At 56.3% G+C, this 12,694-nt stretch carries 11 protein-coding genes and 1 pseudogene; 7 read left to right on the plus strand and 5 right to left on the minus strand.

Annotated features, from left to right (window positions below):
• Positions 1-6: 6 nt before the first annotated feature.
• Both D888_RS0108735 and D888_RS0108740 read left to right on the plus strand, forming a co-directional pair.
• On the plus strand, positions 7-897 hold the full coding sequence (locus D888_RS0108735) for a LysR substrate-binding domain-containing protein (RefSeq protein ID WP_020676172.1): 891 nt from the start codon (positions 7-9) through the stop codon (positions 895-897).
• Positions 898-1,107: 210 nt separating this feature from the next.
• On the plus strand, positions 1,108-1,866 hold the full coding sequence (locus D888_RS0108740) for an SDR family oxidoreductase (RefSeq protein WP_020676173.1): 759 nt from the start codon (positions 1,108-1,110) through the stop codon (positions 1,864-1,866).
• 154 nt (positions 1,867-2,020) lie between these two features.
• Here D888_RS0108740 and D888_RS0108745 read toward each other — a convergent pair whose 3' ends face one another.
• Both D888_RS0108745 and D888_RS21155 read right to left on the minus strand, forming a co-directional pair.
• A complete protein-coding gene (locus D888_RS0108745; protein ID WP_020676174.1) occupies positions 2,021-2,803 on the minus strand; it encodes an MlaD family protein in 783 nt (260 codons plus the stop codon).
• 265 nt (positions 2,804-3,068) lie between these two features.
• Positions 3,069-3,533, minus strand: a pseudogene (locus tag D888_RS21155) (RT0821/Lpp0805 family surface protein); the annotation flags it as partial.
• A gap of 416 nt (positions 3,534-3,949) precedes the next feature.
• Between D888_RS21155 and D888_RS0108755 the strand changes: the two are divergent.
• A complete protein-coding gene (locus D888_RS0108755; protein ID WP_020676176.1) occupies positions 3,950-5,245 on the plus strand; it encodes a double-cubane-cluster-containing anaerobic reductase in 1,296 nt (431 codons plus the stop codon).
• Positions 5,246-5,250: 5 nt separating this feature from the next.
• A complete protein-coding gene (locus tag D888_RS0108760; RefSeq protein ID WP_020676177.1) occupies positions 5,251-6,021 on the plus strand; it encodes an acyl-CoA dehydratase activase in 771 nt (256 codons plus the stop codon).
• Positions 6,022-6,161: 140 nt separating this feature from the next.
• Here the strand turns inward: D888_RS0108760 and D888_RS0108765 are convergent, their stop codons facing one another.
• On the minus strand, positions 6,162-8,171 hold the full coding sequence (locus D888_RS0108765) for an AsmA family protein (RefSeq protein ID WP_020676178.1): 2,010 nt from the start codon (positions 8,169-8,171) through the stop codon (positions 6,162-6,164).
• Positions 8,172-8,532: 361 nt separating this feature from the next.
• Between D888_RS0108765 and D888_RS0108770 the strand changes: the two genes are divergently transcribed.
• The 3 genes from D888_RS0108770 to D888_RS21160 all read left to right on the plus strand — a co-directional run bounded on the left by D888_RS0108770 (position 8,533) and on the right by D888_RS21160 (position 9,745).
• Positions 8,533-8,829, plus strand: coding sequence for a hypothetical protein (locus tag D888_RS0108770; protein ID WP_020676179.1), 297 nt, complete (start codon positions 8,533-8,535; stop codon positions 8,827-8,829).
• A complete protein-coding gene (locus tag D888_RS23960; protein ID WP_020676180.1) occupies positions 8,822-8,992 on the plus strand; it encodes a hypothetical protein in 171 nt (56 codons plus the stop codon). The genes D888_RS0108770 and D888_RS23960 overlap by 8 nt, the downstream gene beginning before the upstream one ends.
• Before the next feature lie 75 nt (positions 8,993-9,067).
• Positions 9,068-9,745 carry a spondin domain-containing protein gene (locus tag D888_RS21160; protein ID WP_020676181.1) on the plus strand — a complete coding sequence of 226 codons (678 nt, stop codon included), beginning with the start codon at positions 9,068-9,070 and terminating at the stop codon, positions 9,743-9,745.
• Between the two features lie 227 nt (positions 9,746-9,972).
• Here the strand turns inward: D888_RS21160 and D888_RS0108785 are convergent, their stop codons facing one another.
• Together D888_RS0108785 and D888_RS0108790 are read right to left on the minus strand one after the other, a co-directional pair.
• The gene (locus D888_RS0108785; RefSeq protein ID WP_020676182.1) at positions 9,973-10,488 is read right to left on the minus strand and encodes a DsrE family protein; all 516 of its coding nucleotides are present in this window, start codon (positions 10,486-10,488) and stop codon (positions 9,973-9,975) included.
• A 320-nt stretch (positions 10,489-10,808) separates the two neighbouring features.
• Positions 10,809-12,113 carry an APC family permease gene (locus tag D888_RS0108790; RefSeq protein ID WP_020676183.1) on the minus strand — a complete coding sequence of 435 codons (1,305 nt, stop codon included), beginning with the start codon at positions 12,111-12,113 and terminating at the stop codon, positions 10,809-10,811.
• Positions 12,114-12,694: the final 581 nt, after the last annotated feature.

The following is a 12,694-nucleotide window of genomic DNA, read 5'->3' on the forward strand; positions in this document are numbered from 1 at the left end:
TCGCTTATGCGGATCAACCTGCCAACCGAATTACTGCGCACCTTTCTGGCGATTGCCGACGGTGGCAATTTCAGCCAGGCCGCCGAACAGGTCAATCGCACCCAATCGGCGGTCAGCATGCAGATCAAACGCCTGGAGGAGCTGGTCGGTAAGCCCTTGCTCAATCGCGACCGCCAGGCCGATGCGCGCCTGACCTCCGAAGGGTTGACCCTGGTCGGCTATGCGCGCCGCATCCTCAAGCTCAACGAAGAAGCGGTCTCGATCCTGAAACGCCCCGAGCTGTCGGGCTGGGTGCGGATCGGATTGCCGGACGATTACGCGACCCGCTTTTTACCCGAGATTCTGGCCGGGTTTTCACGTACCTATCCGCAGGTACAGGTCAAGGTCACCTGCGAGCCGAGCAACCAGCTGGTGCCGCTGATGAAAAAAGGGGAGCTCGACCTGGCGATGACAACCTCACCCGAGCTGGTCATCGAAAATGCCTTGCTGTTGAGACGCGAACCGACGCTCTGGGTCACCTCGAACCAGCACCTGCAGCACGAGGAGAGGCCGCTGCCGCTGGCGCTCTTTCCCACCGATTGTTATTGCCGGCTTTGGGCGCTCAAGGCTCTCGAAAGCGCCGATATCGATCACCGCATCGCTTACACCAGCCCGAGTGTCCTCGGGATTCTGGCGGCGGTTTCGGCCGGTCTGGCCGTTTCGGCGTTGAGTCAGAGTGTTATTCCGGAGGGCTTACGGCCGCTGACCCCGAGCGAGGGTTTCCCTCTTTTGCCCGATGCTTCGTTTTTTCTGCATCGCAATGCGCTGGAGAATAATCTGGTGATTGATTCCCTGGCCGAGCATATTGCCAAGGCTTTCGGGATGAACTGTGAAGGGGAGAGCTGTGCTGTGGGCTGAGCTGTGTATGCAGGCAATTATTATTTAAAACTCTTACCGAAGCGGCTGGCGGGTAGGGGCTCTCTAATGCTTGTCTCACACCCTGGAGAGACCCTGTCGGCGATCAAGAACTAAAAACTGAGTTCCATCCTGGCCCCATTGCCCCGACCACCATTGCCTCTCTATACTGAAATCATCCGCAACAGCCCACGGAGGGGAAAGGAGCGAATCATGAATAAAAAAATAGCGCTTGTGACTGGCGGCAGCCGCGGCCTGGGAAAAAGTACCGCCCTGCATCTGGCGCAAAAAGGCGTGGACGTCATCTTGACCTACCACAGTCGGAAGGAAGAAGCCGAAGCAGTCGTAGCCGAAATCGAAGGTCGCGGCGCGCGCGGTGTGGCATTACAGCTCGACGCGGGGGACTGCAGTCGCTTCGCGGCCTTTGCTGCACAGATACAGACCTTGCTGCATGACCGCTGGCAGCGCAAAAATTTCGACTATCTGGTCAACAACGCCGGGATCGGCCTGAACGCCCCCATCGGCGAGATAACCGAAGCGCAGTTCGACCAGCTGATGAACATTCATTTCAAGGGAGTGCTTTTTATGACGCAGGCGTTGCTGCCGCTGATGGCTGACGGCGGCCGCATCGTCAACGTTTCAAGCGGACTGACGCGCTTCTCCCTGCCGGGTATGGCGGCTTACGCCGCGATGAAGGGCGCGATCGAGGTGCTGACCCGTTACCTCGCCAAGGAGCTCGGGCCGCGAGGTATTTTGGCGAATGTGGTAGCACCCGGGGCGATCGAGACCGATTTTGGCGGTGGCCGGGTGCGCGACAACGCCGAGGTCAATGCCCAGATCGCCGCACAAACGGCCCTGGGACGGGTTGGCCTGCCCGAGGATATCGGCGGGGTCATTTCCGCGCTGCTTGCGGAGGAGAACCGCTGGATCACCGGCCAACGCATTGAGGCATCCGGCGGGATGTTTTTGTAGCCGCTGCGTCTGGGAAGTTTATGGGGTCAGGTTTGACTTTCGGATGTTCGTAGCCAGTTTTTGTCTATGGCTCGCAAAGGTCTGCAGGTTCGGTAGGGCCAACAGGGACTTCCTGTCACTATTGTTGCGTCTTACTGCTCCTGAAGGGAGGGGGCTACACCGCGGTCAGCTCATTCAATTTGACCTCAATCTCCTTGATTTTCTCTTCACGGCGATCTCTTTCAAGTCTTTTCTTCAGCGCTTCCAGCTCCTGGCGCAATTGCGGAATGACCTCGGTGCGCAGTTGGTCCTGCAACTGTTTGCCGGCGCGCTCGAATTCATCAATAAACGTATCCAGCGCATCTTTCAGCTGGCTGATTTCTTCATCGCTGGGCGTGAACCTGTTGCTCAGGTCGAGCTCCCTGAATTGCTGGTTGATGTCGGCCAGGGATTTTTCGAGTTGACGACTCAGTTCATTTGATTTCGCCGCAGCGGACAGTTTGAATTCTTCGACCTTATGCTGCAGGGTTGCGGAGGCTTCATCGGCATTCTGCTTCAGGGCAGAGATCAGACTGTCAATCAAACTGGGCGCCTTTACCCCCTGGACGATCGTACCATCTTCGAGCGGCGTGCCGCCCGCCACCTTCTGCACGCCGCGCAAGGCACTGCTATTGGCGTTCTGCGGATCCTGGCCGATGTAGAATTTGGCATTCTGCGTGAGCTTGCTGCGGTATTCCGGGGCGATACTGACCTTGACGAGGAAATTTCCGTCGTCGGTTGAGGTGATCTGGTCAACCTTACCAATGCGGGTCTCGTCGAGGTAGACAGGGACCTTGGCTTTCAGGTCGCCCAGGGTCTCAAACTGAACGGAGAATTGCAGTGGCGAGTCCTTGCAGCCAAAGAGCAGGAGCAGCAACATCGCGGAGAATATAACTCTGATCGCGGTTTTCAGGTACATCGCGCCCTCCATTGGCAGTCAATCGATTCAATCATTTTTGGATGGTCACGAAGGAAACCGAAAGCTAGTCGTTCCAGCCATCGTGATGCCCCCTACCGCGATAATGTCCCCAGCCGCCATGATGTCCGGAAAAGTGGCCGAAGGAGAAGGAGAGCGAAGTGATGTAGGGCCATAAGTAGATTGGACGATCATAGGGACCATAGGGATCATAGGGGGAGTAGACGTGCGTGACGACAGGTTGCCGGACTGGCGCCGCGGGTTGCGCATTATTGATCTGCCAGCTGCCGTCCGCTTGACGACAGGCGGTGCCGTAGGCCTGCCGCTGTTTCCCGCCAACGGTGACAGTCTGCTGGTATTCGCGGCAGTAGCGCCCATCCTGATTTTGAAAGGTTTGCGTCGGCGTGACAGAACCACTGTTCCCGGTGTCAGGATTAACCCAGGTTTTGGTCTGATTGGTAGGAGCCAGCTCCAGAGACTGCTGCACAGTGCGCTGCATGGATTGCCGATCGACTTGATCCAGGGTCCGACCGACATCCTGACCGATCAGAGCCCCGGCCAGGGTGCCGATAGCTGCGCCGACAAGCCGTCCTTCGCCACTACCGAACTGGGAACCGATCAGGGCGCCGGTCCCCGCGCCGAGCAGAGCGCCGGTACCCTCGCGCTGGCCGACCGGATGGACGCATGCCGACAGCAGGGCCAGAATAGCGATAAGTGGAATAAATCGAAACATAGGACACCTCCTGCTCGTAAGACCTTGGGAGTCCCCTGACGCTGTTGATTGGTACGCTGCGCAGGGAGAACTCGCCTCAGCTGATCATAGTACCATTTTAGCAGTTGTCCCCCCAAAATGGTATGTCTCTGTCGACAAAGAACCACTATGCGAAAGATCAATCAGGGCAGGACATCCCCCATCGCATTACCCCGCGATCAAGTGTTTCTGAATAATTCTCAGCTGGTTAACCCCCTTTAAATGCAAGGCTGTTCGGCTTTCGGCTGAGTAAAATTTCTCTCTTATTATAGATTTAGCCTATACAACGGCGAACGATGATAGATATTCGGTATTGGTATTCCACATAAAAAAATAGGACTATCTCTAGCCGCGTTAAATAATATGTCACTTCATTTATTGTTGTTACAGGAGAAGTTATGAATCAGGAGACCTTTGCCATCAAGTCGGACCCGGTGTTGTGGGAAAAGTTAAATATGGACGTGGAACGTTTCAGCAACATTCCACCCATGTTGACCGGCGCCTACAAGAACATCTTTCTTTCCCAGAAAAATCGTCCCGCCCGGATGGCCTACTTTGACGAGATGATAGAAAATATTTTTAGCGGGCGCATTCAGGAGATTGTCACCGCCAAGGAGGAGGGGCGACCGGTCGTCGGGACCTTTTGCGTATTCGTGCCTGAAGAGATCATTCAGGCGGTTAACGGGGTCTGTGTCGGACTCTGCGGCGGGTCGCCGGGTTCGATCCCCGATGCCGAAAAAATCCTGCCGCGTAATATCTGCCCCATGGTCAAGTCGGCCTTCGGCTTCAAGGTTGGTCGGATATGCCCCTACTTTCAGGCCGTCGATCTGGTCTATGGCGAGACGACCTGCGACGCCAAGAAGAAAACCTGGGAACTGCTCAATGAATATGTACCGACCCATGTCATGGAGATCCCGCAGATGAAGCGTGAACGGGACAAAACCATGTGGGTAGAGGAGGTTCGTGACTTCAAGACCGAAATTGAGAAAGTCAGCGGCAAGGAAGTGACCTTCGAAAAACTGCAGTTATCCATCAAAATTCTGAACGCCAAACGCCAGGTTATGCAGCGGCTCAACAATTTGCGTCACCATAACCCCTCGCCGATCAGCGGCAAGGATATGCTGCTGATTCAGCAGATCGCCTTTTACGACAGCCCCGAACGCTTCACCGCACAGGTCAACGCACTCTGTGCTGAACTTGAGGCACGCATCAGCAAAGGGGAGGCGGTAGCGCCTGCTGCTACTCCGCGGATTATGGTATCCGGCACGCCGATGGCCCTGCCTAACTGGAAAATCCACAACATTATCGAGACCTCCGGGGCCATAGTGGTGAACGAGGAGAGCTGCATCGGGACGCGTTACTACAAGGACTGCATCGATGAAAGCTCCGCAACCGTCGATGAGCAGCTTTTGCGTCTGACCGAGCGCTACATGCAGATTGACTGCTCCTGCTTTACCCCGAACGACGAACGGATCGCCCAGGTGCTCTGGGAATATAAGGCTTCCGGCGCCCAGGGGCTGATCGACTACTGCCTGCAGTTTTGTCATACCTATAACATCGAAGCGGTCAAGCTGCGCGCTGCCTGTGAGCGGGCAGGGATCCCGTTTCTGGCGATTGAATCTGACTATTCACCCGAAGATATCGGCCAGCTGCAAACCAGAATTGAAGCTTTTATCGAGCAGATTCAGGGCTGAAGCAGATGTTTTTAGGGATTGATCTCGGCTCGCGGACGATCAAGCTGGCGGCCGTAAAAGACGGGCAACTGTTGACGTCGAAGGTGGCTGAAAGCGGTTTTGAGCCGCACAATCAGGCACTCACCATGCTTAAGGATCATCAGGCTTCGAGTCTTCTGGATACCGCCGGAATCGTGGCGACCGGTTACGGTCGCCACCTGGCGGAGAAGCACTTCGCTGATGCGGTCATCACCGAGATAAAAGCGCACGCCCTGGGTGCACGCCATCTGTTCCCCGACTGCCGCACCATCCTCGATGTCGGTGGTCAGGATTCAAAGGTGATCTCATTGACCCCCGACGGCCGGGTCGCCAGTTTTCAGATGAACGATAAATGCGCCGCCGGGACGGGGCGCTTTATGGAGATGATGGCCGGAACGCTCGGATTTTCACTCAGCGAGTTTGGGCTGGCCGCAGCCGAATCGGACCAGGTGGTTCCGATCAACAGCATGTGCGCTGTTTTTGCCGAGTCGGAGGTTGTCTCACTCAAAAATCGCGGTCTGCCCGCGTCGGATATCGCCCGCTCGATCCACCTGGCCGTGGTCGAGCGGGTTGCGGGGATGCTCGAGCGTTTGGGGATTTGCGGAGAGCTGATCTTTTCCGGCGGAGTGGCCAATAACGCCTTCCTTGTCGCTCAACTCGAAAAAAGAATCGGGGTTCCGGTGCGGGTGCCTGAATGCCCGGATATTATTGGAGCCCTTGGCGCAGCCTTGCATGCGGAAACCAGCCACGCGAAATAGGGTGCCCGCCAGCTACCGAGCTCGCTGAAGAATGCCAGCCCCGGCATACCCCCCAGAACCAGAACCCGCGCCGGATGCTTAAATCCCTCGGGTTTTAACTCGCCCTGATCCAGGCTCGTTCCGCTTTAAATCATCTCTGATTATTTGAAGAGTTTCTTTAACCCCTCGATGGTCTTTTTCGGCTCCTCAAGCAGCGACTTGGGATCCTTCAACGCCTTTTGCGGGTCCTTAAGCGCCTCATCAAACACCCCCTTGAGCTGGGCCCTGGCCTTCGATTCAAGCACGGTTTTCAGGTCGAGCTCCCACTCCGGCTTGCTTAAACTCCCTTTAACGCGGATCGGGAGGGGAACCCCGACCAGATCCTTGAGCTCTGCGCCACCCTGGCCAGCGAGGGTGTTGACGAGTTGGGCGGTCACCAGGTAATTCACCCGTTCCTGTGGCAGGTTGACGCTCCCCTTGCCGCCGATGCGCAGCAGCGGTGATTTCATGAGCAGGTCGTCATTACTGGCGATGCCGTCGACAATCTTGACTGTCCCGGAGAGTTCGGTGAAATCGGTGCTCTGGTTGCTGGCCGGCGGGAGGGGCTGGCCGGCGAGGGCTGCCCTGGCACGGCGGATCAGATCGGGGATGTTGATCCCTTTGAGCGCCCCTTCGTTGATCTTGAAGGCTGCGGTGCCGTTGAGGCTGCGCTTGATGGCGTCGGTGTCGGCTGCGGTCAGCTGCAGGTCGGCGGTTACATCGGCGGTCCCCTCGATAATATCCTTCTGCAAGGCGGCCTTCAGGTAGTCACCGATCTTGAAGCCCTTGAGGTTGAGGTTGACCTTGAGCTTTGGCGCCGCCTCGCGAAGATCGGCGCTGAGGCTGCTGCTGGCCAGCCCCTGGTAGAGCCTGGCGGTCAGCGGACTGACGTCCAGCACACCGTCACGCATCTTGAGGTGCATGGCGATGTCACTCACGAGCAGGGTCTGCCTGGTCAGCTTGCCGATCTTCAGGTCGCCGTTGACCACCAGTTTACGCAGCCCCGAATTCGCCGTGGCTGCGGCGGCGGGTTCGGCCGGTGCCGGGCTCGCGGTTGGTGCAGCGGAGGGGGCAGGGACGACCAGTCGGTCGAGATCGACTTGATCTGTGGCCAGGGTGAAATCGATCTGCTGCTTCGCGCCGATCTGGGCGAAGGCAAGATCACCCTGAAAATTCGCGCCCGGCAGGCTGATCTTCAGCGGTTTGAAGGACGCCGCCATGGTTTTGGCATCGAAGCTCAGCGCGGTCTCGAGAGTCAGTTCCATAGCCTGGTTGGGGAGCTCCGGTCCTTTGACGGTGGCCCGCAAACTGAAGGGTTTAACCTCGAGCTGCTGGCGGTTCTGGTCAAACACCAGGTTGGTGGTGAAGCTAAGGGTCGCGCTCGTGAAGGGGAGCCCGCCGGCCTGGTGGCTGGAGTCGAACTTCAGGTCCCGAATCTTCACCAGCCCGGCCTCGGGGTCGAGGTTGGTGATCCCCTTGAGCTGGTAATCACCGCTCAGTTGCGGTTCGCTGAACTTGAGCTTGAAGCTGAGTTCGAACGGCACATCGCGGCGCAAGCCGACCTGACCGACCGTCAGGTTGAGATCATTGAGGGCGTAGCTGGTGCGGGCCTGCTGGTCTTCGAAGCGGACATTGGCGTTGCGAATCTCGGCTCCCTCCAGAAACAGCGCCAGCGCCTTTGTTTCGGGGTGGCCCGCCTGCGGTGCCCTGGTGCCAGTCGCAGGCTGGCTGCGTGCGGTGAGGTCGGCCCAGTTATTGATCCCGTCTTTGCGTCGGGTCAGGTTGAGATTGAAGCCGTCGAAGATCAGCGTGCTCATCTCCACCTGGCGAGAGAAGAGCGGGATCAGCTTCAGGCGCACCTCGGCGCGCGAGAAGGCGGCGAAGTCTCCGCTGAAGCCGGCCGCGTTGCCGAGGTGGGTTTCACCGATCTTGACCCCGAGCCAGGGGAAGAAGCTCAGATCGAGGTCCCCCTTGATCTGCAGATCGCGCCCGGTCTCTTTCTTGACCTGCTGGCTGATCTTTTGTTTGACCTGATCAAGATCGACGGTGGCGACCAGGTAAGTGATTCCCCCGGCGATAATCACCACCAGGGTCAGGATGATCAGGCCAAAAATTTTCAGAAAGCGTTTCATATCAGGTCTCCCGGAGGGTGTGACAAGTTACTCTTACCATGAGCATACTCCATCGTCGGGGGGCCGCAACTCTGTCGCGCGCTGCATGGCGATCTTCTTCTGCCTAAAGCAAAACCGCCCGGTACGAACCCTCAGGGCCAAGGAGGAGCCGTTAGTCGGAAGAGGAATCAGGGCCAGGTTTGCAAGGCTTTTGGTGTCACTTAAAAGACCATCAATCTTAAAAGCGGCCTTCGGTTGCGCCCATTCTCGCTCAAAAATTCAGAACAAAAAAAATCTTTACCTGATCTTGATCCGGCCTTTATCCCGCCTTGATCTTCCTCTGCTAGGGTCTTTGTAACTGGAAAGCAAGGAGCGAACAGTCATGCTCAGATGGATCATTCTGTTTCTTTTAATCGCCAGCAGTCCACTTTCCGTGACGATCGCCTGCGAAACAGCGCAGATCACCTTCGCGGTCGGCTGCTACGATGTCGGTGCCGCCGCCCTTAAGGATCACCCCGGAGTCCTCGACGTGGAGAAGGGCTGGCAGGGTTTTCGTGAAGTCAACCGGGTGCAATATGACCCGCAACTGGTGAAAATCGAACAGCTGGAGCGGTGGCTGCAACAGGCCGAAACCTGGCGCGCAACCCTCCCAACCTCAAAGGAGCTATCTCATGATTAAACGTCTGTCAATTCTCGTGATCCTTTGCGGCCTGCTGGTGTCCTGTACGCACCACGCGGCCATGAAAACTGACAGTATGCATCAGGATTCCATGATGCAGAATAACGACATGACCCAGAACAAGGACATGATGAGCGACAAGGACATGAAGAAGAAGGAATGATCTGTGAGGCTTCACAGCGGCCTCAGTCGGTCAAAAATCTTCGCACCTAACCTAAAGAAGAAAAGGAGGTCAATTATGTCAAGGTATCGCATTATAAACACTTTTTGCCTGGCCTTGTGCCTGGGTCTACTCGCCCCCGGCCTGGCACTGGCAGGCACAGAGAGTGGACAGGGGTATAAGGTCATTCTCACCAATCTGACCAAACATCAGGTGTTGACCCCGCCGCTGCTTGTCAGTCACAAGCACAGCTTCAAGCTTTTTACCCTGGCCCAGCCGGCGAGTGCAGAACTCGCAGCCCTGGCTGAAGGCGGAAACACCCAGCCCCTTATGGCTCTGCTCGGCACCCGGGATGATGTTATGGATCTGGTCGTCGCCAGCGAACCGATTCTGCCGGGGGGATCAATCACCCTGAAGATCACCAGTAAGGGGCGATTCAACAGCCTGAGTCTGGCCGGCATGTTGGCGACCAGCAACGACGCCTTCTTCGCGATTAATGGCAGCGAGCTGCCCAACAACGGCAGCCAGCTCCTGACCGCTATTGCTTACGATGCCGGCAGCGAAGCCAACACCGAGGTCTGCAGCGACGTTCCGGGTCCACCCTGCACGCCGGAGAGCGGTAACCAGCGGGTGACGACGGGGGCCGAAGGGTTTGTTCACGTGCATAACGGCATTCATGGTATCGGGGATCTGAATCCCGCCGACCTGGACTGGCACAACCCGGTGGTCAAGGTCGAGATCACACGGATTAAGTAACCATGGACAGAGACACATCTGCTGTCAGGCGTTGAGACCAGTCTCTGCCTGGCAGCAGATTCAGCATCCGCCATTCATGGTCAACTTACTGTTCAATCATCCATTTCTGGAAGAAAGTCCTCACCTGAAACATCAACTGGACCTGACATTTGTGAGCTTCAAAATGGAGTGAGTGTCACACCTGACGGCTCAGGTTATCGCTCGGGAGTGTGTGCCTCCTGATCCTATTAAGGGATGCGAACAACAGCGTATCCCTGCATCTGGTATCCGACCACCGAGACGAAGCCGTTATCGACCTGATCAATTTCGGGGATGATTGTCTCATTGTCTACGCCCATGATCTTCGCCGCGTATTTGCAGACCTCAAGGTGTACGCCATCTTTCTTCATTTCGCGCAGCGTTTGCTGGAATTTTTCAACCTGGGCCCACTCCGCACTGTTAAACGGATCCCGATTGGTGGACAAAAGCTTTACCACCGGACCGTGAAACACGACGGCGACCTTGGGCGGAACTGGCAGAGCCTTGACTTCAGGGGCTTGATAGGCGTTTCTTACCGCCCAAAAAACCAGATTTGCAACCTTCGGATTTCCCTGGCTCACCTCAAAAAGAACATCATATTTACCGACACCCTTTAAAGAGTTATCGTAGCCCGCCGCCCAGGCGGATGAAGAGAGCAGAAGCAGGCAGGCTGTTGCCAGCAGGAGACTGATCATTCGACTGTTCGTTCTGTTTGTTGCTGACATTGTAGATCTCCTTTCTTTCGTCTAAGAAAATCGCTTTACGCGTAAATCCCGGTAAACTCGCAGGCCTCAGCAGAAAGGCCGGAAGGATTTCGTTCCAATTTTCAACAGGTTCGTCATTTGTTGAAATTCTTCATTGCGCAACAATAACACTATTGATAACCAATTTAGTAATCTTTGAATTTCAGGGAAGCAGAATCAAGCTGGAAAAGCTGATAGGGCAGGTTTAACTCATGGATATTCGATGGTTAGTTTCACACATAGGGGCGTATATGGCTGCCTCCGTTGTGGTTGACTCCCTGGCAAGATTTCCCGGAGGCAAGTTATCTTGTCTCCTGTCTGGAGGGATTAAGTTTCCGCCCCGTAACCAGGCGGAAGCCGAGCTCGATGAAGAAAGCCAGCCCCAGCATGCCGCCCAGAATCATGACCCGCGCCGGGTGATGGGCCAGGGTCTGCCAGAGGAGGGCGCCCAGGGCCCCCAGACAGAGGGTCACTCCGGCCAGGGAGATCCAGCGCCGGCTCGAGGTGCGCTCGGCCAGGCGGACGTTGGCTCCATTGACCGCAGCGAAAATCAGCAGAAACCCGGCGCTCCCCATGGTCGACAGGTTCGAGATGTCGAAGAGGTTAGCAATCAGCAGGGTCCCGCCAGCCGTGATCAGCAATCCCTCCAGCGGTTCATTCCAGATCTTTCGACTGAGCTCTTTGGGAAGTTCTCCGTCCTTGGCGATGGTGTAACTGAGCCGCGCAGCGCCATAGATCGTGGCATTGATAGCCGAGGCGGTTGACAGCAGGGCCGCGACGGTAATAAGAAGAAACCCGGCCTGACCAAGAAACGGTTTTGCCGCCACCGCCAGCGCATAATCCTTGGCGGCAACGATGCCTTCGACGGGGAGGTTGCCGACGGCGACGGCGGCGATCAAAACATAGAGAACCAGGACAAAACCGACGGCGGTAAAGAAAGCCCGGGGGAGGACTCTGGCCGGTTCGCGGACATCTTCGGCGGCGTTGGCGATCAGTTCGAACCCCTCGTAGGCGAGGAAGATAATCATGCCGCCGGTGACCAGATCAAGGGCCGGGCTCCAGGCGGCAGGAGCCAGCCGGGAGGGATCGATCCCCGGAATACCGAGGGCGATAAAGAGCAGGAGGATGCTCAGCTTGATCCCGACGATCCAGTCTTCGGCCTCACCGATGAGGTCGGCGCTGAGGAGGTTCAGGCCGGTAACGACGAGGACGATGGCGGTGATGAGGAAATGCTTGCCGAACAGGTGCCAGGCTTCGGGAAAGAAGTTCGCTCCGTAACTGCCGAAGGCGAAGGCGTAAAGGGAGAGCATGACGATATAGCTGATCCAGAGGAGGATGTTGAGGGTTCCGGTGAAGAGGCTGGGGCCGAAGGCTCGGTCGAGAAAGGTCACCGTCCCGCCCTTGCTCGGATACTGCACCGCCAGTTTCGTATAGGAATAAGCGGTGACCAGGGCCACCACCCCTGCGATGGCAAAGGCCAGGGGCGCTCCGCCCCGTGCCTGCTGAACCGAAAGGCCGAGGACGGCAAAGATACCGCCTCCGACCATGCCGCCGATACCGATGGCGGTCGCTTCGAAAAACCCGATTTTCCCGTCTTTTTTCGCCATGATCTGTTTATTGGTTCCGTTTCTTTTTTAAGGGATGAAACTCGGCTGGCCACCTGGGCGAAGGGATGAGTATCTGCATCTACAGGTTTCCACCAGTAATTATAAATTAAAAGATAAAGCTGCCCTTCATCCCTGACTATTGTTTGTCCCGAGTATGAGGACGATTTTCGTGAGCCCTTGCGCCTGGTCAGGTTCGTATAAGATAGCAGAATATTCATCTTCATGATCAGGGGCGATCATGGTCAGAGATGGCGTGAACGTAGGGTGGAGAGGTCGCTCCCGCCAAATATGCCGCTTCCGTTAAATACGATGGGTTTAGCGATCGGATCTCGAACACAATAAAACCACCAGTTTAACTTTCTTTTCAATCATTAAAGGTAATTACCGCATCAAGTCGAGGCTGACTCCTCTGGCATGCTGGTTGCAAAATTACATTAACAGAAGAATTTTTTTATCAAAGTAGCGATGTCTGGAGCGCTATTGGTCGTCATTCTTTTTCTCCTCGGGTTCTGTCTGGCAGCGATTCCAGATGGCCTGCAATACGCCTGTATATGCAGGACGGTGAATGCGCCCTGGAAATT

Origin of the sequence: Geopsychrobacter electrodiphilus DSM 16401 (assembly GCF_000384395.1) — a bacterium.
Lineage (GTDB): Bacteria > Desulfobacterota > Desulfuromonadia > Desulfuromonadales > Geopsychrobacteraceae > Geopsychrobacter > Geopsychrobacter electrodiphilus.

Coding starts and splice junctions, on each gene's coding strand:
- D888_RS23960 (WP_020676180.1), top strand. CDS start 8,822: ATGATTAAACGTCTGTCAATTCTCGTGATCCTTTGCGGCCTGCTGGTG.
- D888_RS0108785 (WP_020676182.1), bottom strand. CDS start 10,488: ATGTCAGCAACAAACAGAACGAACAGTCGAATGATCAGTCTCCTGCTG.
- D888_RS0108740 (WP_020676173.1), top strand. CDS start 1,108: ATGAATAAAAAAATAGCGCTTGTGACTGGCGGCAGCCGCGGCCTGGGA.
- D888_RS0108755 (WP_020676176.1), top strand. CDS start 3,950: ATGAATCAGGAGACCTTTGCCATCAAGTCGGACCCGGTGTTGTGGGAA.
- D888_RS0108745 (WP_020676174.1), bottom strand. CDS start 2,803: ATGTACCTGAAAACCGCGATCAGAGTTATATTCTCCGCGATGTTGCTG.
- D888_RS0108770 (WP_020676179.1), top strand. CDS start 8,533: ATGCTCAGATGGATCATTCTGTTTCTTTTAATCGCCAGCAGTCCACTT.
- D888_RS0108765 (WP_020676178.1), bottom strand. CDS start 8,171: ATGAAACGCTTTCTGAAAATTTTTGGCCTGATCATCCTGACCCTGGTG.
- D888_RS0108790 (WP_020676183.1), bottom strand. CDS start 12,113: ATGGCGAAAAAAGACGGGAAAATCGGGTTTTTCGAAGCGACCGCCATC.
- D888_RS21160 (WP_020676181.1), top strand. CDS start 9,068: ATGTCAAGGTATCGCATTATAAACACTTTTTGCCTGGCCTTGTGCCTG.
- D888_RS0108760 (WP_020676177.1), top strand. CDS start 5,251: ATGTTTTTAGGGATTGATCTCGGCTCGCGGACGATCAAGCTGGCGGCC.
- D888_RS0108735 (WP_020676172.1), top strand. CDS start 7: ATGCGGATCAACCTGCCAACCGAATTACTGCGCACCTTTCTGGCGATT.